We start from the raw sequence: 20,263 nt of genomic DNA, 5'->3' as shown, positions 1-20,263 counted from the left end.
GTCATGCCGTTGATATTGCCTATGCAGCCCGTGACTCTCGTGCGAGACCGCACGCCGCCCGTGGCGAGGCAGCCTCAGACGGTGCCTGGTAGGCGCAGGCACATATTATTGGTCGGTCCCTGTCGGGGCTCCGCGTTCAGGATCGAAAAAAACATCAGCGCACGGTAGCAGGCCAAGGCACTCTGCCACTATATTGAGCGGCATGATCCCAGCTCCCCCGATTCCCCACGACAAGCTATTGGATTTGCTGCTGGATGTCGTCTGCGTCGTAAACAAGGAGGGACGCTTTTTATCCGTTAGCGCAGCCAGCGAACGGGTGTTTGGCTATACGCCGGAAGAACTGATTGGCCGCACGACCTTCGAGTTGATGCACCCGGATGATCGGGAGGCCACCCGGCAGATCGTCGAACGCATTACCGCCGGCCAGCCCTCGGGCGACCACGAAAACCGCTACGTCCACAAACAGGGCCATATTGTCTACATCATGTGGTCAACCCAATGGTTCGAGGCTGAACAGGTGCGCGTTGGCGTCGCCCGTGACATCACGGCACGGAAACAGGCCGAGGCCAGACAGGCCGCAGTGTATGCGGTGTCGGCAGCAGCGCACTCGGCAGAGACGCTGCCCGCACTCTACCAGCGCATGCACTGCCTGATAGCCCAGCAGCTGCCAGTCCAGGCCTTTTCAGTTGCACTCTATGATGCTGAGCATGATCAACTGAGCTTTCCATACCATGCTGGGGACGGTCTGACGGCGCCTCGGCCTGCTCCACTTGCCGCTTATCCGTCATTAGCGCGAACGATTCGCTCATATCCACAGTCCACCGCCAAGCCGGAAAAAAGCGGGCAATCGCATCAACTCTGCGTACTGCTGCTGCACGACGGTACCCCCATCGGCGCACTCACCATACGAAGTCGGCGGAGTAATCCAGACTTCAGCGCACGAGACACCGAGTTTCTGAATTTTGTCGCCAGTCAACTGGCCACGGCCATCAACCGGCACCGCGCCCACGAAAAACTCTCCTTCCTCGCCCAGCACGACCAACTGACGCAGTTGCCCAATCGCGCGCTGTTCATGGATCGCCTGCAGGGCGCCCTGATGCGCGCACAGCGCGGTGGCGGGCAACTGGCTGTGCTGTATCTCGACCTGGACAGCTTCAAGCAGATCAATGACACCTACGGCCATGCCGTTGGCGACCACCTGCTGCAACAGGTTGCAGTCAGGTTGCGCCAGAGCGTGCGCGAGTCCGACAGCTGCGGCCGTCTGGGTGGCGATGAGTTTGCAGTCTTGCTCGACAGCATTCGGCAACGGCAGGACGCCGCCAGCGTGGCGAAAAAGATCCTCAGCAATCTAGGGTCGCCCTTCCTGATTGAAGGGCATTCCCTGACCTGCACACCCAGCGTCGGCATCGCGGTCTACCCCGAGCACGGCCAAAGCGAACGCCAGCTGATGCATCATGCCGACAACGCGATGTTCGCAGCCAAGCGCAACGGCGGCGCCGGTTACGCCTTTTTCCCGAATGACCCAGCCTGACTCGCGAGGAAGCCTAGCAGTTTCTCAGCGACTACCGCAGGCTGCTCCTGCTCCACCCAGTGCCCCGCTCCGGCAACCAGATCGACGCTGCGCATGTCGGTGCACACACGGCGCTGCATCAGCTCCAGCGCGCCGGGGCTCTGATAGGTACCCCAGTCACTTGCACCGGAAATAAAACAAGATGGCACCGTAATCTGCCGCCCCGCAAACAGCAGCATCTCCGCCTGCGCGGCGGCCGAGCCCAGCGAGCGATAGCACTGCAGCCCACCCTGCAAGCCAGTGTCAGCAAAGATAGCCGCATAGACAGCCAGTTCAGCGTCGCTCAGCCAGTTGCAGGCCTCAACCTGCGCCTGCGACGGCATCTCAGCGGCAACCGTTTCGGCGATAGTCCTGCCCTGCTCCATGATGTAATAAGTCGGCATGTTAGCCAGATCTTCAGCGCTGGCGGACGCCAAAGGCGCGGGCTGATTGCCCGCCCAGTCAGCGCTCTTCATGTGAAAATAGGCGCGCAGAAAGTCGTGCAGTCCCTGCTCACACGCCAGCATGTGCGCATTGGCATCGGGCTGGCAGAAATAACGCTGGTAATGCAGCCGCGGCGGGGTGAGCGCGGCCAGATCAGCGTGCAGCTGCGCAGCCGCATACGCTCCGTTCTGCCCATCAAAGCGGTAACTGACAGGCCCAGGATAGGGTGCACTCATCAATGCCACCGAGCGGAACACGTCCGGACGCGTCAGTGCGCAAGTGCCAGCAACCGGCGAACCTATATCGTGGCCGACCACCGCCGCAACCGCGTCATAGCCCAGCGCAAACACCAGCCCCAGCGCGTCGCGCACCAGATTGAGAAACCCGTACTGGCTGATGTCGCCGTCGTAACGCGCATCACCGCCTTCGGTCATGCCGTAGCCACGCTGATCGGGAGCCACCACGTGGTATCCGGCTCTCGCCAGCGGCAACATCACCTTACGCCAACTGAACGCCAGCTCCGGAAAGCCATGCAGCAACAGCACGCATTCTCGCCCGGGCTGTTCATAGCCAGCCTCGAGGATGTGGACGTTCAAACCATTGCCGTTGTTAATCTGGCGGGAGCGAATACCTGGCGGCAACTGTGCCAGCATCGCGGCGCGGGCAGCATCGCTGACCGCGCGGGCATTGAATTCGGGCATGGCGCTTCTTCTTGTTTTAGTCGTTATGAAGGCGAGGAAAGCCTCAACCTAGCGAGCCCGCCCAGACATGGCAACCGTCAGGCAGACAGGGTGAACCAAGCGAATTTAACGACATTGGCAAAATGAATTGAGCCCAAGGCAAGTTACCAACTCACACGAGCAGCGCCGCCAAGACTGCAGCGCTGAAAATCGCCAGCATGCCCCAAGTCAGGGACGGCGTCATGCTCATGAAAAAACGCCGCGACCGCTGCAAGCCAGTGTGACGGAAGCCCCCACGAAACAACGTGTTTACCGCTATGACGAGTGGATCAACAAAGGGGGTCCGGGGGTTGCTGTTGCTCCAGCCTTTTTCCGGACTACCAAAAGCATAAAAAAGGTAAACAAATGGCAAGAAGATGCCGATGATCAGTACCAGAACAACGTTACTGCCGGAGTCGGCTATGCGCTTGCAGTAAGCATTCACCAGAACGTACACCAGCATCAGCGTCAACCCTGTACCCAACGCAGTAAAACGGTCTCTGGGCAAAATCCAGAAACCGGCTAATCCAATCAACCACACGATGGCGCCCGTGAGAGCCAGGCCGACAAAAAACTCGGTACGGCTCAAACGCCCGCCCGTGGCGAACATGGCCTTGAAGAACCATTTCCATCCGGTTCGGGGTGGTGTGCTGACAATACTGTTGCGAGCAGCCGCCAACAGCAAACAGAACCTCTGCATTGACTCTTCCGACACGGGCAAGGTGATGCACTGATCCTGAGTCCAGTGGAAACTGTCGTCCAATAGCACAAGCACATCTGCGGGCAGCGGTTGCTGCTGCTTATCTGAGAACAATTGAATCAGTGCAGGCAGCAGCAAGGCTCCGTGACGCAATCGAATATCCAGATTAGAGAGCTCCGGGGTACCTAAAAGCGCTTGCCAGTTACCCAGGTCGTTGCGTCTCTGGGCGTCTTGCAGCAGGTCCTGAAATGCCTCGGCCAGCGTCTGCATTCGCCGGGCAAAGGCTTCGTTCTCAGCAATCGCAAGGCGCTCCTGATCGACCTTTGCCTGCTGCCGGACATCGGGCGCTGGCGGCACGACGGGCTGTTCTGATGCGTTGTTTTCTTCGCTGATCGGAAGGCGCGAGTGGACATTGATCGGGGCTGCCCTGGCGGTGAGCCCTTGCGCCGTTTCGTAAGCCTCACGCAACGCCATGAATTGCTCCGGATGCTCTTCCGGATGCACCTCTTTCAGCTGCCTCGCATAGGCACGCTTGATGGTCCGCAGATCACTGTAGGGTTCGACGCCGAGCGTCTCCCAGCAGCTCACCAGCGCCCCCTGCTGGCCCGCAGCTCTGCCAGACGCTGCTCGACCAGCCCACGCGCGTCGGCGCAACGCTGCAGATCCTGTGAGTCCATTGCGGCTTCAAAGTACTGAATCAACTCCTCCAGATAGTTACGCTCATCACCGAGCGCCTCCGCCCACATCCGCTCGGCCTCTCCCATCAAGGTAATATTGGCGCTGTCTTCCCGTGGGTGAAACTTGAGCTTCTCCATATCCTTGAGCAACTTGGCCAGGGTTTGCTCGTCAATTTCGCTGGTCGTGTTCTGGATCACCAGGCTGCTGCGCATGCCTGTGCTAACGACCCCTGCCTGCACTTCCAGCACACCGTTGATGTCGTAGGTGAAACGCACATCGACGGCCTCCTCACCCGCCCTGGCGCCGGGCACCTGGACTATCAGCTCGCCAATTTTTACGTTGTTGCGCACCATCCGCTGCTCACCTTGATACACCGACAGATTAACCACACGCTGGTTGTCGGCAACCGTGTAGAAGCGGTCCATGCGGCTAGTCGGGATCACCGTATTGCGCGGGATAATCACACTGAAGAAGCCTGAAGAGCGCTGGTCGCCCACCTCTTTAGACACCTCGATGCCCAATGAGAACGGACAGACGTCTGTCAGCACCGTATCGCGCAAACTGGCGTTACGCTCTTTAAGTGCGGCCTGAACGGCGGCCCCCATAGCGACCACCAGGTCAGGATCGATGGTTGTCGCGGGAATGCGGCCGAACAGGCGGCCCACATGACTGCGCACAACAGGCATACGGGTTGCGCCGCCGACCAGAATGACCTCGTCAAAATCCTCGCGGTTCATACCGGCGTCCAGCACCGCCCGTTCTACTGGTCCGCGAATCCGATCGAGCAATACGCTGCACGCCTGCACAAAAGCCTCACGGGTGAACACCAGGCGGTGCTCCTTGCCTCCCAGGCTGACGACCAACGGCACTTCTTGCTGATCGGCCAGCGCCTTCTTGGCCTCATCACAGACACGATACAAATGCGCCCGCTCTTCCCTGCTGAGCGCCTGACGCTCATAGCCGATCTGCTCACATACGGCACCCAGCATCGCTGCGGTAAAGTCTTCACCGCCAAGAAAGCTGTCGCCGCTGGTGGCGTGCACTTCGAGCAGGTCTTCGAACTTTTCGAGAATGGAAACGTCGAGCGTACCGCCACCCAGATCGATGACAATGAAACGGCATTCTTCTTCATTCTCCTGAATGCCGTATGCCAACGCGGCGGCCGTCGGCTCGTTGATCAACCGTTCCACCTTCAGACCCGCCAGACGGGCGGCGTTCAAAGTGGCAGTGCGCTGGTGGTTATTGAAGTAGGCAGGGACGCTGATGATTGCCTCGTCTACCGACTCTCCAAGATAGACTTCGGCATCGGCCTTCAGCTGTTTGAGCACCAGCGCGGAGAGCTCCTCGGCGCTGAACTGGCGTTTGCCCAGAGTCGCCTTTTCGCTGGTCCCCATAAGGCGCTTGAATTGAGCGGCGGTCTGCTCCGGATGGGTGACCAGCCTGTCTTTGGCGGCGCGACCAACCATGACCATGCCGTTGTCATCAACGCTGACCACCGACGGAGTCAACAGCTCGCCAAGCGCATTGGGAATAATGATGCTCTTGTCGTCACGCCAGACACTAACCAAGCTGTTTGTGGTACCCAGATCTATCCCTACAACGGCCATGCCCCAATTCCTTCTGTTGGCGTTTTTTGGGGCCAGTATATACAGAGCGCTTGCAGCAGGAACAGAGCCTGAATATGCCTTGGCCGGCATCGCCGCCCTGACAGAAACACACACAAAAACCGCCCGAAGGCGGCCTTTGCGGTCCCACTCCGAGCTGTTATCAGGCAGCAGCCAGATCCGATTCAGCCTCAGCCAGCATGGCAAACTCTTCGTCGGCCGACTTGGCAACCAGATGCTTGCGGCTGTATCCGAAGTAGTACGCAGCGCCGATCACGAACAGCCCCATGGTGAAGAAAAACGCGCGCGGGTCGAAGGCATACACGCCGGTCAGTGCAATCAGTGACAGCACCAGCGCGATACCCGAGGTCACCACACCGCCCGGAGTTTTGTACGGGCGTGGCAGCTCAGGCTGTTTAACACGCAGCAGGATGTGACTGAGCGCCATCAGTGCGTAAGACACGGTCGCACCGACAACCGCCATCGCCAGCATCAGATCACCCTCACCGCTCAGCGAGGCGATAAAGCCGAAGATACCCGGCACAATCAGCGCACGTGCTGGCACCTTGCGCTCGGTGGTCAGCGACAGCGACTTGGGCAAATAACCGGCGCGTGACAGGGCGAATACCAGACGGCTGTAGCCGTAGATGATCGAGAAGAACGAGGCGACCAGACCTGCCAGACCCAGTACGTTGACCAGTGTAGCCAGACTGGCGTTACCGGTTGCGTTCAGCGCATCCACCAGCGGTACCGCGCTTTCGCCCATGGCTTGCGCCCCGGCGGCGCCGGGCACCAGCACCACAACCATCAAGGCAGTAAACAGCAGAAAGACCATGGCACCGATGATGCCCTTGGGCACGTCCTTGCCCGGGTCCTTGGCTTCTTCAGCCGCCAGCGGCACGCCTTCGACAGCCAGGAACAGCCACATGGCAAACGGCAGCGCCGCCCACACACCGTACCAGCCCAGCGGCAGCAGCTCGCTGGCACCGTTGGCGTCGGTCATGGCGATGTCGAACAGGTTGTTGATGTCAAAGTGCATCACCAGCGCCACGCCGGTGGCAACGATGGCGAATACCGCCAGACCGCTGATCACCATCATTACCTTTAACGCTTCACCCACACCCGCCAGGTGAATGCCGACGAATACCAGATAGAAGATTGCGTAGACCCACGGACCGTTGAAGCCGAGCAGCGCTTCCACCGCCGAACCAATGAAGATAACGATGGCCGCCGGCGCCAGCGCATATTCAATCAGCACCGCCAGACCGGTTAGAAAGCCACCGGTAGGCCCCATCGCCTGCCGGGCAAAGCTGTAACCACCACCCGCAGCCGGAATGGCCGCCGACATTTCCGCCAGCGACAGCACCAGGGTCAGATACATCAACCCCATGAGCACTGCGGCAATCGCAAAGCCTGCCCAGCCCGCCTGCGCGATGCCGAAGTTCCAGCCGGCAAAATCGCCGGAAATAACATAAGAGACGCCAAGCCCGGCGAGCAGAATCCAGCCCGCAGTCCCGCGCTTGAGTTGCCGTTTGGCAAGGTACGCCTGATGGTCGTTAGACATGAGAGATCCTCAGTAGTGTTGCAGATGTGAATGACGCCTCCCCGACGTCACTCGGAAACCAGAAAATTGCGACCGCTGCCGCCGTATTCGATAACCGCGTCTTCGGTGCGATCCTTGAGGTTGACCCCCGAGAGCTTCAACCGCTGCGCCTCACGCAACAGATACAACGCCCGTTTGGCCCCCTCGACATGCGGCAGCCCCGCCGGCCGCACGTTGGAAATACAGTTGCGTGATGCATCGGTCAGCCCCGGTTTGGGTGACCAGGTCAAGTAAAGGCCAAGACTGTCCGGCGAACTCAGACCTGGACGCTCACCAATCAGCAGCAATACCGCGCGCGCGTTCAACAACGCGCCCACGTCATCACCAACGGCCACGCGGCCCTGCTCAACGATGGTCAGCGGCGCCAGTGAGCACTCCGGCAACTCGCCGGCCAACAGCCCCATAAAACGCTGCAGAAACGGCACTGCGTTCTGCGCAATTGCGCGGGATGACAGGCCGTCCACAATCACGATGGCCAGATCGCTCGGCTTGTCGCAGCCCAGTTCGACCAATTGCTCGCGTGAGGCATCGTCCAGCAGGCGCCCCAGATCCGGGCGCTGCAGATAGGTCATGCGATCAGTCGCCTGACTGTGCAGGCGCATCGGCTCACCCAGCGCAGCCAACTGCGGGTCAGCAGCCAGCTCACTACAGAGGGCGTCGATATCCAGCGGCAGATGCACCGCATCACGGGCCTGCGCGTGGGACAGCTGAAACGCCAGCAGCTCGCTGGTCGGTAGGCTGATCCCTGCGCGCCCCAGACCGATACGCGCATCGGTAAATTCGCGCAGCCGACGCCAGGGGTTCTCGACCACCGCACCCGGCTGGTTGCGGGTTTTGTCATTTGACGAACTCATGCTCTGCCTCCCGGCAACGCCTTGAGTGAGCGGGCAAAGGGCTCAGGCAGTGCGTCGTGCAGAATGTGGCGGTCGGCATCGCGCATGATCTGCATGCGGGTCAGCCACTGTTCGAACTCCGGCGACGGCTTCAGCCCCAGCGCACGGCGCGCATACAGCGCGTCATGAAATGAAGTGGTCTGGTAATTGAGCATGATGTCGTCCGAGCCGGGGATGCCCATCACGAAGGAGCAGCCTGCCACGCCCAGCAGGGTCAGCAGGTTGTCCATGTCGTTCTGATCGGCTTCGGCGTGGTTGGTATAGCAGACGTCGCAGCCCATCGGCACGCCGAGCAGCTTGGCGCAGAAGTGATCTTCCAGCCCGGCGCGGATAATTTCCTTGCCGTCAAACAGGTACTCCGGACCAATAAAGCCGACTACGGTATTGACCAGCAGCGGCTGGAACTTTCGCGCCACGGCATAAGCGCGGGCCTCGCAGGTCTGCTGATCCAGTCCATGATGGGCATTCGCCGACAGCGCGCTGCCCTGCCCTGTCTCGAAATACATCACGTTGTTGCCAACGGTACCGCGTTGCAAACTCAAGGCCGCCTGCTGCGCCTCGGCTAGAGTTGCCAGGTTGAAACCAAAGCTGCTGTTGGTCGCCTCGGTTCCGCCAATCGACTGGAACACCAGATCAACCGGCGCCCCGGCCTCGATGCACTCGATGGTATTGGTCACGTGAGTCAGCACGCAGGATTGGGTCGGGATCTCGTATTTTTCGATCACCTCGCCCATCAGCTTCATCAATTTGATCGCCTGCGCCACGTTATCGGTAGCAGGGTTGATACCAATCACCGCATCACCGTTACCGTAGAGCAGCCCATCGAGAATGCTGGCGGCGATGCCATTCACATCATCAGTCGGGTGATTCGGCTGCAAACGGGTCGACAATCTGCCCGGCAAACCGATGGTGTTGCGGAACGCGGTGGTCACATGACACTTCTTGGCGACCAAAATCAGATCCTGATTACGCATGATCTTGCTCACCGCCGCGGCCATCTCCGGCGTCACACCCGCACGAATCGATTGCAGCACCTCCGGGGTCGCGTGGTCGCTCAGCAGCCAGTTGCGAAAGTCCCCGACGGTCAGGTGCGATATGGGCGCAAACGCCGCCGGGTCGTGCTCGTCGATAATCAGCCGGGTGATTTCGTCCGCTTCATAGGGCACCAGCGCCTCGTTCAGAAAGGTCTTCAGTGGTACCTCGGCCAGCGCCATCTGCGCGACCGCGCGCTCCTCGGCAGACAGCGCGATAACGCCAGCCAGCCGATCGCCGGAGCGCTGCGGCGTGGCCTTGGCCATCAGCTCGGCCAGATCGCGGAAGCCGAACGTTCGGCTGCCCAGCGTGTAACGGTAAGAATGCGTCATCGTGTTACCTCAGGCATGCAAATTGCTGCGAATGTCGCGCAAGATGCGCGAAGCAGCGACAGATGCCTGAAATACAAGCCATACCCGTTCCAGCGGACTATCAAGATTTGGCAAAAGTGAATAAGGCAGCCGATTTACGCCCTTCGTGCCATATTCCGCCCGCAAATCCTGCGCTAGGATGCCGTCAATCGAACACGCGAGCGCTCGTCAATGCAGCCCATAACGGAGCACAACGCACCAGCAAGGAGCACACGTGAGGCACAGGACGCCGACGAACACGCCCACAACCTGACCAACTGGCAGCAGGAATACGACCAGTTGGGCGGCGGATGCTTCTATGGGCGAATAGATGAAGTCGCTCTGGACGGCTGCCAGCTGTTCAAGGAGCACACCAACCGCTCCCTGCGGCAGCAATGCAACGTTTGGAAAGACGCACTCTGGCTGGGTATTCCCGCCCACGCTGCGGACTGCCGCATCAACGGCCTAGAGGTCGGCAGCGATCAACTGATGTGCCGCCCCGGTAGCCGCGACTTCGAGTTAATGACGCCAGATGCCTTCGACATCTACGGCATCGTCATCAAGGAAGAGATGTTACTGCGCGCCGCCGAACGTGAAGAACGCACGCTGGACCTGCAATCACTCGAACACAGCCCGCGCCTGACCGTACCGCAGGAGCAGCTCGACCAAGTCCGCGGCCTGCTGGAGCAGGTGCTCTACCGCGGCGCCCTCGGGCTCGACAGCGAACACCAGCAACAACTCGCCAGCCAGGCCCTGCTGGAACTGGTCGCCAATGCCGCCCAACCGTCAGCAGCGCCCAGCTACGCGCATCGGCGCAAGGTAGTCGAACAGGTCAAAACCTATCTGGCCGATCACCCGGACGCACCGCTCAGCATCCCCGAACTCTGCGAGCGCGTACACGTCAGCCGTCGCACCCTGCAATACAGCTTCGAAAGCATCCTCGGCATCAGCCCGCTACAGTTCCTGCGCAGCGCCCGCCTCAACCGCGTTCGCCGCGCCCTCAGCGACCCGCAACAAACCAGCCCCATCGCCGTCATCGCGGCAGACAGCGGCTTCTGGCACCCGGGGCAGTTTGCGCGGGATTACAAAGCGTTGTTTGGTGAGAATCCGTCGGAGACGGTGAAGCGGAGTCAGTAGCTCAAACGCCTCCGCTCAGCGCCATACTCAACGCAGCACGACGCCTTCGCGCCATGCAGTAGAACGTGAAAGCAGTAATTCCGAGCATGGGCAGGCCCGTCACTGCGGCGCTAATCCAGAGATAATCCAGTGCGCCAAGCAACGAAACCGGCTCAACCTCCATCACATAAGGGATGACTCCCAATAGACCGGCAAAGATTGCTCCAAGCGCGACACTGAAAAGGTAGGCAACCAACACCCAAGCGTACGCCATCACCACGCCGCGCAAGCGAATTAACGCCAAACCATAGATTACCGACGTCAACCCCGCCCCAATAAACACAGCAATCAACGCATTGCCGTCGATGCTGGACCACGCACCTGTGGACAAACACCAGAGCATACCTAAGCAGCAGGCAATAGATGCACAGACCGTTAAACCAAGATTAAAGCGACACATCAAGCATCCTTTCGACTCTGTCCATTAAAAACGTACCTCGACCATCTGAGCCGCGGCGCGCTTCTACAACCTGCTGTTCCTCGCCACCATAAATACTTCATCAGCGGAATACAGATCACTGATAGTCGCAACCACTTCCGCTCCCAATGCGTCGCTGTATAGCTTCTGCGCATGATTATCGGCCCGGGTGTTAACGATAATGTGCTTCAACGTCAAACCCTGCTGCGCCAACGCTGCCTTCACCAGCGGCAACGACCGATCAATCAACGCCCGACCAATCCCCTCACCATGCCGCGCCGGCAGCACCGCGATCTGGTCCAGCTCCAGCACCACCTGATCGCGGAACCCGCTTTTCTGCGCCCAAAGGATGTAACCCACAATCCTGCGCTCAACCTCTGCGACGTAGCAGAGAAAGCGTGGATAGGCGTTAAGCGTTGTGGTGAGCCATTCGGCCGATAATTTTTGACGAACAAAGGCGAGGCGATGTACCTGAGCTGCTGAGTTGATGTCTCCCAGAGCCATGGAGCGAATAAACGTGCATGCGCCATTCGTACTACACATATTCAGTGCCCCTTTCGCTGCGAAACCTCACGCGCCAAAACATCGGTTAAACGCTTTATGCACGTCTGCTATTCACAAGGCACCCCAACCGGGTCACCACCATTGATGTCCTCGCCCCAAAATCGGACCGAGTAACTGCCTATTTCTCGTTTTACGATGTAACTTTTTCCCGCTTCAGAGTCCATCAGCAGACAGCCGTACGCGCGCCAGTTCCTGTATGCCAACTGAACAACAACTTTATGAACCCCAGGAGTAACAGACAAAGTCTCTGGATAAAATTCGTTGCGCCTAATATCGAAAAGATCCTCATCATCCAAAGAAACAAAATACATTCGATAGTCAAGCCCGGAAAAGATGCCATGTGACCGATCTGTATCAGCAATAATGACAGAGTGACTAGAGCGATCCAGCTCATTCACCCCCATTTGGACATGATTAGTCGACGCACACCCCGCCAACAAAGCAAGCAACAAAAAACTCAAAAAAATCTTCATAAATCCCATCTCACTTAACGTCATAATTAAAAGAAGAACATCAAAAACCACACACCAAGCAACCGCCGGCGCCGAGCAAAATTCATCCACCGTCTCTATAAGCAAGCTTGCGAGCCGTCTTGCCATATCGCTAAATATTGCGTAGGAGCTCTTCCTGTTTTTTTTATCTTGAAAAGCGCAACTGCCTCCCACACACAAGCAAGCCCGCCAACTACGAGCATCGCATAGCAATTATGCAGATCATTGAGAATTGGGTGAAAGCCACCACCCTCACCAAGGGAAACGCCATACATTCCAAGGCCCACTAAGATTGCGCCTGGCACACCTATGACTTGAGTCATAAGGCGATTTCGCTTCAGCTGCCGCCACTCGTCTTCATGATTGATCACTGCATATTCCTTGCATTAGTACATAACGCCATAAACTACGGGACGACTTATAGCAGCGGAGCGGCAGAAAGGCCGTCCCAGCCCCGCAGGGGCGACAACAGCCGCCTCTTAAATGCTTAACCATGCCGCTACGACCAATAGTGAGGTACCAGGAAGAGCCACAATAATGGGCATCCAATAATGATAGAAACACCCCTCGGGCATAGCATCCTGCCATACGAAGGACACACCTGCGGCAAACCATGCTAATGGAGTAGCAATGATTAAAGCCAATAAAACAGCGCCCAAACTAAGAGCTGCCAGAAAAGCTCCTCCATTCCCCATTCCAGGAGCCAGCAAGACGAGGTTTGAAGCGACAAATACCGCCGCCCCTGCTAGGACGAACACTGCCCACAGAAGACTAATTCTATATATCACTAGCACCAAACTCTCCAAAGATGGGCATTTAACGCCTTTGTAACAGGCGTTTTTTGTATAGTGTAGTTTTGCGGCATAGTGGCGAAGCCACCGCAAAACGGAGCGTAGCAAAAAATGTCCTGCTTACAAACTTGTTAGGCATTAGACGCTCATTATTCCGTCAAACCAATTATTTCTTCTTTCCTCCCAGTGGACAGGGAGCATTTTTATAGTTTTCATCTCGGATTTATCACCATAAATCACTTCGAAGGTAATTGAAAACTCACTATAACCACTGGTTACGCCTTTGATTAAGCCCGCCACCCCTACAGATTTTTCTTTGCGCCCCTTGTAATACGTTGGCTCCGTAAATTCATCAACATTCAAATCATAAGTACTCCAGCCTTTAGCTACGCCGGAAATCTCATGAACATTGATTCTGACTTTTTCACCCTCCAATCCATCGGTTAGTAGCACAACCCTAAATGTAAATGGTTCGGAAAGCTCCGTAATTTCCGGGTCTTTGCTTATTTTAACCCACCGCCCGGATGAGTAGCTCACAGCTAACAGTCCAGCCTCTAATTCAACCTCTACATCTTTGTATGAGTGCATCTTGTACAAGTGCGTACAACCGGATACAAAAATTACGATGCTTAATAGTAGTAATTTCTTCATGATGTGCCTAACGCCGCGCTAAGGGACGCCGCTTTGCGGCGCCCCACTACTTAAGCGCCTTTTTATGCGGCGCTTTATCGGGATGGTATTTTTAGATATGACGATGGATGTCCAATCTAAGCAGTCCTTTAACGCGTTAAATTCTCTAAGGTCTATATGCCGCCCCTTGAGCTCGCGCTGGCAGTCCGCGATGTATTCACTTACAGCTTTTAATATTCCATCATTGGTTTCTTCTCTAATTTCTTTCTCAGCAGCTAGTTTGTGGGTCTTGTATTCAAATTGTTTCTTTCTAGTTCTGACTTTGCGCTTCGGAATCGTGCCCCAATATTCGCCTCGGACTTGGGTGCCCATGAAGTAGAGTTTTATATATCCCATTATTTCATTAAATTCCCAGGCACCTCCATATGAGTCGCGATGGCTGCTTTGCCATCCAGTAACTAGGTCTGGATTACTCTGACGAAAATCATCGGTCCAAACTGCTGAGCATTGTTTTTCAAAGTCGGCCTCCATTGCTGAATAGTATTTTTCTTCGCCTAGTCGGTATACAGGAAGCAAAAAGAAATAGTTATCGAAGACCATGACTCTCCTCAGCCGCATAACGCCCGCATTTGCGGCTGGTTTGGAGCGCAGCGGAAAACCAGTCCGACAACATGCGCTTGTTATAACGGTACATTTACTTACCTTGATTCTTGGCTTCCGACCTCATAGCTTTAGCAAAATGAGTCATAGTTTCTAGCGCTTCTTTTGCAAAACTGACATCGCCACTTTTTAGTAGGTACGTTTCTGGCCACTTTATTTCTTCTTCTAGAATTTTTAACATCGCTTGATATTTGGCCTCTTCACTCCCTTCACTGCCACTTAAACTCTTGATGGCGAGATAGGACATCATGTATTTATCAAATATGGATTTCACTTTGATGTGATAGGTAGATGTATCTACAAAATGACGATACTGCTTTAAAAACCAGGCAGCGAGAAACTCAATAAATATAAAAAGAAGTGAGCAAGAAATTATTCCGTAAATATACTGCTCTTGAAATTCTGTCAGCCAAGCCAAAATTTGCCATGCGATAATAGATGAAATGAAGAAGGTTATTCCACCCTTTGAATAAGCTGTTCCCTTGTCAAGAAGTATGGATGCTTTTTTATCTGATGTATGTGCTTGCTCTAATAGTACTCGACGAATTTCATTAAAGTAATCTTCAAATGAATCATACATACTCTCCTGATCTATCGCTTTAGCCTCAATCATTTTTGACACTATATCTTCAACCCCTTCTGGGGAAAGGCCGTCTGATTTGGCCTTTAACGAATTCAGCTCATTAAGAATTCTCTTTTGAAACTTATACTCTTCACTACCCCTGCTTTCATCAACGTCTACAAATCGATCCTCTCGCCTCAAACGCTTTACCCTGTTCATTTCTGAAAATGCCATTGTAACGCCGATAAAAGCGACCAATACCCCAAGAGTCGTAGGCCCAAACTCTTTAAACAAAGCTGTAATATCCGATTGAGTTTTCAACAAAAACGGAATGCCTATACCTGCATAAATAAGAATTGCACCAAAAATAAACTTGGTGCTAAACATTAATTTAAAGATTTCAGGCCTTTCTACGCTTTCACGATAATCTCGTTCTTCTTCTTTTGTTTCTGTCACCGTAGTTTCCTTGAAGAGTTATAACGCCGTGGTCAGTGGGCCAGCGTAGTGGAGTATTTTTTATGGTAAAAAGAGCGAAGCTATACCATAAAAAATGCGGAGCGTAGCTGGCTCCACTGCACCACCTTGTTAGGCACTGACGCCTAGATTGATAGGAACAAGTTCGCGTAACCTGAGTTTTCATTCAGGAAATCGCGCAAGCCTTCCAAATACTGCCTCAGTGGCTCCTCAGGAGCACCATGAAATTCTTCAATTTCTGACCACCTGCCAATTACTTCAGATATTTCATCATCATTCAGATTCTTAATCTTATCCTGAAGCGCTTCAGGGAAAGACAAAATGAAGGATTCCCCTTCCGGTGGATGAACAGGCTGAAACCCTTTCATTAGCTCCTTATATGAAGAGACACCTAGAAATTCACCAAGCTGGGATAGCGGGATCATGTCGATATTTTTGGCGTTAAACCACTTGCCGTATAAATACGGATCTTCACTATTTACCACTTCCTCAGGGTCATTTCCTTCGAGGAATACTACATCTGAAATCGGCACTGATCTCTCCTTTTATGTACGCCTAACGCCCGGCTTTGGGGCGGGCTTGTAGCCGCAAAGCGGCGGAAAGGCCGTCCTAGCCCCGAAGGGGCGACAACAGCCGGTTGTTAGTTTGCTGTAAGGTCTGTACAAAGTACCCAGCCAAATCGAAGATCCGTTGTTCTGACATAGCAGGCCCAATAATCCTTGCCATAGGTGTCATAAAGTACAGCCACATCTCGCCCATGATCTATCGTGCCGACTACCTCTAGTGGAACGCGCTCATTGCGCCCACCATATGCCGCCGACCTCTCAGATTTATGATATTCCAAAACATGATTAGTTGACGCTTTCCATCCATACCCCCACACCATGTACGCGGCAACAATGCCAAATAAAAGCGTGATAAAAGCCATAGCTAGCAGAAAAATCTTCATGGATAGTTGGCTCTGAAAACTAACGCTTTGCATAAGCGGCGCCCGACTAGGGCGTCCGGTGGAGGCCGCAGGCCGGAACAGATTTAATGCACTTGTTAGGAGGCAGGTCTATTAAATTCATCGTGCGTCCACCACTTTAGCTCATGAACTTTTTCAGTAGATCCGAGGACCCGATCCATACGCTGCTGCAACTCTTCGATCCGGTTCTTGGTTGGGATTTTTTTCCAGAGCTTTCGCACAAACTCCTTGTGAGGCTCTATAAAACACAAAAACCCGTTTGGATATTCTTCGTAATTTCCCACGCCTATCCAAAGACTAAAAGCTGGATTTTCAATAGGAATTACCCAGCCCCAATCCTCAGGTATCGGCTCCTCGACAGGTTCACCCTCATTCTTGAGTCCCTCAAATAAAAAATCAGCCAGCCGTTTTCCGTAACGGCCCGGGTTTATCTCTTCAAACTCTGTTTCAAGAGGCGGGAATTCAGCCGATTGAAATTCAACGTGGGTCAGCACTGCTACCTCCTAACGCCTTGCACAGCGGCGCGAGGTACGAGCGTCCGGCGCCGCAGGCGCGAACTGCTGCAATTTGTTAGATGCTTTCTTCACGTTAAATTTAACCCACCATCTGAAAGCACGATTTCACCAGTTAAATAGGAGCTGTTGATTAACATGCCTGCGACATAAGCAATTTCCTCCGGTTCTGCACCCCGTTTCATAGGAGCTTTGGTTGCCCAAAGTTCTCGGGCCGCTTCCCAGTCTTTGCTCATGGGCGTATGAACTAAACCTGGGGCTATAGCGTTGACTCTAATGTCAGGCCCTAGATTCAAAGCCAGGAGTTTAGTCATATGGTTGAGCGCAGCCTTAGTTACTGAATAAGGAATTGATGCTCCTTTGGGGCGTACGCCTGCATGCGAACTGATATTAAGAATGCAGCTAGTAGCCCCCTCAGAGGAAGAGTTTTTCAATAAATGCTCAGCTTCTGAAATCAGTGTCCATGGAGAAATCACATTAACCTCATGGAGCATTCGCCATATTGCAGGGGTGGCAGCCTTTAGGTCTGAATGGTCAATAACCTCTGTTAATGCTGCGTTATTTACTAAAACATCTAGGCGTCCGTATTTGGAGGAAATTTTCTCAATTAGGCTTTTCGATTCAGCCTGACTTGATAAGTCAGCTTGAAAATAAGAAGCGCCTTCATGCTGTGATGCTAAGCGCTGGCCGACGTCTACAGATGAACGTGAATGAAAAACGACGGAAAAGCCTTCCGAAGCAAGTCTGTTGGCAATAGCTTTGCCTATTCCTGATGTAGAACCTGTAACTAATGCGACTCTATTTTTCATTTATCTCAGTCTTGTGTATATGTTTGGTGATCGGATATCTAACAGTTGAGTGGACCGACGGCTTCATCATTGCATATCAGTGACTTCTTCATATCACCACTCCATGCTCAAGCCGATCGATTGAAAAAATATTTTAAAACAATAGGTTACTGCCAACCCTGCAACACCCGCTGTAATAGCGTGACGTCCACATTTTGTGCATTCAATAAACCTGTATGGCATGTCGATCTGCATTCCATCGCGGTTGGAAAGCGGCTCGGCTGGTGCCTGGGGCTGTGGTTCTGCTTGGCGTCGTTCGGGTACTGCTACTGGGGTGGTCGGATTTTGGCGGACCATCAAGCGCTTGAGACCTGCGCCGTCGATCAGCTGGATATTGCGCCCCTCGGCGGCCATGGCGCCGAAGAATTCGCGTACCACCGGCACGCCGACTTTCAAAGAGCGCCAGTGTTTGCATTGCACCAGGTATTTTTCGTTGTGCTTGCGCAGGATCAGATCTACGCCGCCATCCGGGCCGTTGCCGCCGGTTTCGGTGATGCTGTAGCCCTGTTTGCGGAAGGCTTCGCCGATCAGCTGTTCAAACTGCTGCCAGCTGAGGCCGTCGATGGTTCTGGCCGGTTGGGTGGCGGGTTTGACACTGTCGAATAGGTGCTTGCGTTTGCGGCGTGCGGCAATCGAGCCGATGGCACCGAGGAGGCAGCAGAACGGGATCAGGTAGTGGCCAAACATGGCGAGGGTACGCCACAGCTGCGCGGTGAGGATGCCCCCCATGTCGCCCGGTTTGAGCGCGGCGGGTGGTGCAGGTGCGGTGGCAACGGGGTGCAGAATCAGCCAGCTAACCAGCGCGATCAGCAAGCTCGTCCACCACGGCAGGTGGGACAGAACGACGATGAAATCTTCGACAGCAGAGGTACGTTTGCGCGCCATCCTTGGGCTCCTGAAACTGGCTCAATGCCATATAGCGACGTTAATCCCATCATCGCGTCAGGTAAAGCAGCTTTTCCTAAGCAGCGACCATGACAGCGCTTAGCGATTGGCCGCTTCGACCAGCAAGCGTTTGATTCTCGGTTGCAGAAACCAGATGCCAATTGCGATGAACATGAACATCATCGTTGCTCCACCCCGAGAACGCTGATGCCCCAGCGCAGCCGCCTCGCATGCAACCAACGTTTGCGCAACATGTGCGCTGGTTAGATACAGCAAGGGAAAAAAGGAGTCGGTAGGTACGAGGCCATGCCGACTTCCGCCTCAGTAGGCAGGTGCTACTTTATTCTCGGCTGCAGAAACCAGGTGTCGGTTGGTGTAAAAAACCAACACTGGTATTGTCCAAAACATAGGCTAGCGATGTCTACTGGGGCGGGGGTAGTCCACTATCACAAGACAATTACGGCGCAGAGCTAATCCCGCCTGTCAGCCAAAACAACCCTCCAAATGCAAGAAGAGTGAATAGTGGTCCACGCATACTTTCCTCATAAATTGAGTAAACCAATTGCGATATTGGTGGAAACAGGAAATTCAAAACTGCGCACAGCAGAGATACTTGAACACCTTTAGCCACAGACCAGATCCACGCAGCAGTCATTCCCAAAAACAAAACAACTTCCATATCAAAATTCCTTATATAAATACAATTTTCTTACCAAAAAAAAATACATATCCGCAGCAAGCCTATAATGACTATGCTTATCATTTAGCCATACGTTTTGTTATATTTTACCGACTGTTGCCGACACGAAAAGATCGCAGCAGCAACGGCAAAGGCTTACCACAAAAATGAGGCGGGTACAGCAAAGGCAACAGGATAAAACGAACGAGCCCGACAACTCGGTCTTGAGGAGAATGTGCACACGATTGTGCTGTCAAAGAAGAAAACATCCGCGCCATCCTTGGGCCTATTAAAAGTGGCTCATTGCCACTCTCGAAAAATAACCGCTTCACAGTTCCAGGTAAAGCGAAAATTTCTATCAAGCTAAACCAGCCGAACTCCCCGAACGCAGGCCAATACAGGTAGTCGCCAGCACGCATAATGAAGCCTACGGAATCAAAGGGATTCGTACCGGCAACTTCAGGGAAAAGCACGACGATGAATACGTCGGCATGGTAGCTGAAAACGTAGTACCCAACTGCCGTACCAGCCAAGGCACAGTCCACCAGTAAAGCCAGCGAAAGCTGGCCTTGATTGAGAGCGCAATTAACGCGGGGCCAATCCTTCATCTGCCCTCACAGTCGAGCACAGACCAGCGCAAAGGCTGGCTTAATCGCCTTGTTGGCAAAGCAGCTTTTCGCTCAACTCTTTTTGACGCAGTGTTCCGCCGATACCTGAAGCTCGTGCTTCAATCTCGCTGCATGGTTACCCACCAACTGTTGACAGGAGAGTGATGCCGGCGACTGTTCAGGAACACGAGCGCAAAAGGCTTCGGCAATCACGTTTTCCTTACGCAAATCAATCAGTCGGGCTTTGACACTGTAGATGACACGGTAGTTGTTCCAATCGGAGGGGAAGTATCCAAAGCTCCAGTTGATAGCCTGACATCGAGGGCGAAACCCTAGTTGGCATGTGTCGCAGACAGATAGTCGATATCATCATCGCTGCTCGGAACCGACGACGGCACAAGACTCATGCTTCGACGCGTCGCCAGT

At 54.5% G+C, this 20,263-nt stretch carries 22 protein-coding genes; 2 read left to right on the top strand and 20 right to left on the bottom strand.

Going from position 1 to position 20,263, the window contains the following annotated elements:
* Positions 1-202: 202 nt before the first annotated feature.
* Entirely contained in the window at positions 203-1,531 is a 1,329-nt protein-coding gene (locus ACKPCU_RS09845) for a sensor domain-containing protein (RefSeq protein WP_321346288.1), read from the top strand.
* On the opposite strand, the gene ACKPCU_RS09840 is transcribed toward ACKPCU_RS09845, so the two are convergent.
* The 6 genes from ACKPCU_RS09840 to ACKPCU_RS09815 all read right to left on the bottom strand — a co-directional run bounded on the left by ACKPCU_RS09840 (position 1,501) and on the right by ACKPCU_RS09815 (position 9,554).
* A complete protein-coding gene (locus tag ACKPCU_RS09840) occupies positions 1,501-2,694 on the bottom strand; it encodes an alpha/beta hydrolase (protein ID WP_321346286.1) in 1,194 nt (397 codons plus the stop codon). The two genes, ACKPCU_RS09845 and ACKPCU_RS09840, sit on opposite strands and share 31 nt — an antisense overlap.
* Positions 2,695-2,845: 151 nt before the next feature.
* The gene (locus tag ACKPCU_RS09835) at positions 2,846-4,000 is read right to left on the bottom strand and encodes a J domain-containing protein (protein WP_321346284.1); all 1,155 of its coding nucleotides are present in this window, start codon (positions 3,998-4,000) and stop codon (positions 2,846-2,848) included.
* Entirely contained in the window at positions 3,997-5,697 is a 1,701-nt protein-coding gene (locus ACKPCU_RS09830; protein WP_104739669.1) for an Hsp70 family protein, read from the bottom strand. Before ACKPCU_RS09830 ends, ACKPCU_RS09835 begins: the two co-directional genes overlap by 4 nt.
* 160 nt (positions 5,698-5,857) lie before the next feature.
* Complete coding sequence (gene eat, locus ACKPCU_RS09825; protein WP_321346280.1) at positions 5,858-7,258, bottom strand: ethanolamine permease; 1,401 nt, start codon at positions 7,256-7,258, stop codon at positions 5,858-5,860.
* Between the two features lie 47 nt (positions 7,259-7,305).
* Positions 7,306-8,151 carry an ethanolamine ammonia-lyase subunit EutC gene (gene eutC / locus ACKPCU_RS09820; RefSeq protein ID WP_321346278.1) on the bottom strand — a complete coding sequence of 282 codons (846 nt, stop codon included), beginning with the start codon at positions 8,149-8,151 and terminating at the stop codon, positions 7,306-7,308.
* Positions 8,148-9,554, bottom strand: coding sequence for an ethanolamine ammonia-lyase subunit EutB (locus ACKPCU_RS09815; RefSeq protein WP_321346276.1), 1,407 nt, complete (start codon positions 9,552-9,554; stop codon positions 8,148-8,150). The genes eutC and ACKPCU_RS09815 overlap by 4 nt, the downstream gene beginning before the upstream one ends.
* A gap of 210 nt (positions 9,555-9,764) precedes the next feature.
* Here ACKPCU_RS09815 and ACKPCU_RS09810 point away from each other — a divergent pair, with 210 nt between their 5' ends.
* The gene (locus ACKPCU_RS09810) at positions 9,765-10,709 is read left to right on the top strand and encodes a helix-turn-helix domain-containing protein (protein WP_321346273.1); all 945 of its coding nucleotides are present in this window, start codon (positions 9,765-9,767) and stop codon (positions 10,707-10,709) included.
* A gap of 1 nt (position 10,710) precedes the next feature.
* Here ACKPCU_RS09810 and ACKPCU_RS09805 read toward each other — a convergent pair whose 3' ends face one another.
* The 14 genes from ACKPCU_RS09805 to ACKPCU_RS09740 all read right to left on the bottom strand — a co-directional run bounded on the left by ACKPCU_RS09805 (position 10,711) and on the right by ACKPCU_RS09740 (position 19,837).
* On the bottom strand, positions 10,711-11,148 hold the full coding sequence (locus tag ACKPCU_RS09805) for a hypothetical protein (RefSeq protein WP_321346271.1): 438 nt from the start codon (positions 11,146-11,148) through the stop codon (positions 10,711-10,713).
* Positions 11,149-11,211: 63 nt separating this feature from the next.
* A complete protein-coding gene (locus tag ACKPCU_RS09800) occupies positions 11,212-11,670 on the bottom strand; it encodes a GNAT family N-acetyltransferase (protein ID WP_321346269.1) in 459 nt (152 codons plus the stop codon).
* A gap of 107 nt (positions 11,671-11,777) precedes the next feature.
* The gene (locus tag ACKPCU_RS09795) at positions 11,778-12,308 is read right to left on the bottom strand and encodes a hypothetical protein (protein WP_321346267.1); all 531 of its coding nucleotides are present in this window, start codon (positions 12,306-12,308) and stop codon (positions 11,778-11,780) included.
* On the bottom strand, positions 12,299-12,592 hold the full coding sequence (locus tag ACKPCU_RS09790; RefSeq protein ID WP_321346265.1) for a hypothetical protein: 294 nt from the start codon (positions 12,590-12,592) through the stop codon (positions 12,299-12,301). The genes ACKPCU_RS09795 and ACKPCU_RS09790 overlap by 10 nt, the downstream gene beginning before the upstream one ends.
* 558 nt (positions 12,593-13,150) lie before the next feature.
* Positions 13,151-13,663 carry a hypothetical protein gene (locus ACKPCU_RS09785; protein ID WP_321346263.1) on the bottom strand — a complete coding sequence of 171 codons (513 nt, stop codon included), beginning with the start codon at positions 13,661-13,663 and terminating at the stop codon, positions 13,151-13,153.
* An 18-nt stretch (positions 13,664-13,681) separates the two neighbouring features.
* Positions 13,682-14,242, bottom strand: a complete 561-nt coding sequence (locus tag ACKPCU_RS09780; protein WP_321346261.1) for a hypothetical protein — start codon at positions 14,240-14,242, stop codon at positions 13,682-13,684.
* Between the two features lie 94 nt (positions 14,243-14,336).
* Positions 14,337-15,320: a hypothetical protein gene (locus ACKPCU_RS09775; protein ID WP_321346259.1), complete on the bottom strand. Its 984-nt coding sequence runs from the start codon at positions 15,318-15,320 to the stop codon at positions 14,337-14,339.
* A gap of 143 nt (positions 15,321-15,463) precedes the next feature.
* Positions 15,464-15,871, bottom strand: coding sequence for a hypothetical protein (locus tag ACKPCU_RS09770; protein ID WP_321346257.1), 408 nt, complete (start codon positions 15,869-15,871; stop codon positions 15,464-15,466).
* Between the two features lie 107 nt (positions 15,872-15,978).
* On the bottom strand, positions 15,979-16,287 hold the full coding sequence (locus tag ACKPCU_RS09765) for a hypothetical protein (RefSeq protein WP_321346255.1): 309 nt from the start codon (positions 16,285-16,287) through the stop codon (positions 15,979-15,981).
* Positions 16,288-16,382: 95 nt separating this feature from the next.
* Positions 16,383-16,799: a hypothetical protein gene (locus ACKPCU_RS09760; protein ID WP_321346253.1), complete on the bottom strand. Its 417-nt coding sequence runs from the start codon at positions 16,797-16,799 to the stop codon at positions 16,383-16,385.
* A gap of 89 nt (positions 16,800-16,888) precedes the next feature.
* Complete coding sequence (locus tag ACKPCU_RS09755) at positions 16,889-17,626, bottom strand: SDR family NAD(P)-dependent oxidoreductase (RefSeq protein ID WP_321346251.1); 738 nt, start codon at positions 17,624-17,626, stop codon at positions 16,889-16,891.
* A gap of 93 nt (positions 17,627-17,719) precedes the next feature.
* Entirely contained in the window at positions 17,720-18,550 is an 831-nt protein-coding gene (locus ACKPCU_RS09750) for a restriction endonuclease (RefSeq protein ID WP_321346249.1), read from the bottom strand.
* 457 nt (positions 18,551-19,007) lie between these two features.
* The gene (locus tag ACKPCU_RS09745) at positions 19,008-19,229 is read right to left on the bottom strand and encodes a hypothetical protein (RefSeq protein ID WP_321346247.1); all 222 of its coding nucleotides are present in this window, start codon (positions 19,227-19,229) and stop codon (positions 19,008-19,010) included.
* A gap of 107 nt (positions 19,230-19,336) precedes the next feature.
* Complete coding sequence (locus ACKPCU_RS09740; RefSeq protein ID WP_321346245.1) at positions 19,337-19,837, bottom strand: hypothetical protein; 501 nt, start codon at positions 19,835-19,837, stop codon at positions 19,337-19,339.
* Positions 19,838-20,263: the final 426 nt, after the last annotated feature.

This window comes from Halopseudomonas oceani (assembly GCF_963677335.1).
Classification (GTDB): Bacteria; Pseudomonadota; Gammaproteobacteria; order Pseudomonadales; family Pseudomonadaceae; genus Halopseudomonas; species Halopseudomonas oceani.
Note: the sequence above shows the minus strand (reverse complement) of the source record. Positions and strands in the feature narration are given on the sequence as shown.

Coding starts and splice junctions, on each gene's coding strand:
- ACKPCU_RS09845 (WP_321346288.1), top strand. CDS start 203: ATGATCCCAGCTCCCCCGATTCCCCACGACAAGCTATTGGATTTGCTG.
- ACKPCU_RS09780 (WP_321346261.1), bottom strand. CDS start 14,242: ATGGTCTTCGATAACTATTTCTTTTTGCTTCCTGTATACCGACTAGGC.
- eat (WP_321346280.1), bottom strand. CDS start 7,258: ATGTCTAACGACCATCAGGCGTACCTTGCCAAACGGCAACTCAAGCGC.
- eutC (WP_321346278.1), bottom strand. CDS start 8,151: ATGAGTTCGTCAAATGACAAAACCCGCAACCAGCCGGGTGCGGTGGTC.
- ACKPCU_RS09805 (WP_321346271.1), bottom strand. CDS start 11,148: ATGTGTCGCTTTAATCTTGGTTTAACGGTCTGTGCATCTATTGCCTGC.
- ACKPCU_RS09810 (WP_321346273.1), top strand. CDS start 9,765: ATGCAGCCCATAACGGAGCACAACGCACCAGCAAGGAGCACACGTGAG.
- ACKPCU_RS09830 (WP_104739669.1), bottom strand. CDS start 5,697: ATGGCCGTTGTAGGGATAGATCTGGGTACCACAAACAGCTTGGTTAGT.
- ACKPCU_RS09800 (WP_321346269.1), bottom strand. CDS start 11,670: ATGGCTCTGGGAGACATCAACTCAGCAGCTCAGGTACATCGCCTCGCC.
- ACKPCU_RS09740 (WP_321346245.1), bottom strand. CDS start 19,837: ATGAAGGATTGGCCCCGCGTTAATTGCGCTCTCAATCAAGGCCAGCTT.
- ACKPCU_RS09745 (WP_321346247.1), bottom strand. CDS start 19,229: ATGGAAGTTGTTTTGTTTTTGGGAATGACTGCTGCGTGGATCTGGTCT.
- ACKPCU_RS09815 (WP_321346276.1), bottom strand. CDS start 9,554: ATGACGCATTCTTACCGTTACACGCTGGGCAGCCGAACGTTCGGCTTC.
- ACKPCU_RS09840 (WP_321346286.1), bottom strand. CDS start 2,694: ATGCCCGAATTCAATGCCCGCGCGGTCAGCGATGCTGCCCGCGCCGCG.
- ACKPCU_RS09755 (WP_321346251.1), bottom strand. CDS start 17,626: ATGAAAAATAGAGTCGCATTAGTTACAGGTTCTACATCAGGAATAGGC.
- ACKPCU_RS09765 (WP_321346255.1), bottom strand. CDS start 16,287: ATGAAGATTTTTCTGCTAGCTATGGCTTTTATCACGCTTTTATTTGGC.
- ACKPCU_RS09750 (WP_321346249.1), bottom strand. CDS start 18,550: ATGGCGCGCAAACGTACCTCTGCTGTCGAAGATTTCATCGTCGTTCTG.
- ACKPCU_RS09785 (WP_321346263.1), bottom strand. CDS start 13,663: ATGAAGAAATTACTACTATTAAGCATCGTAATTTTTGTATCCGGTTGT.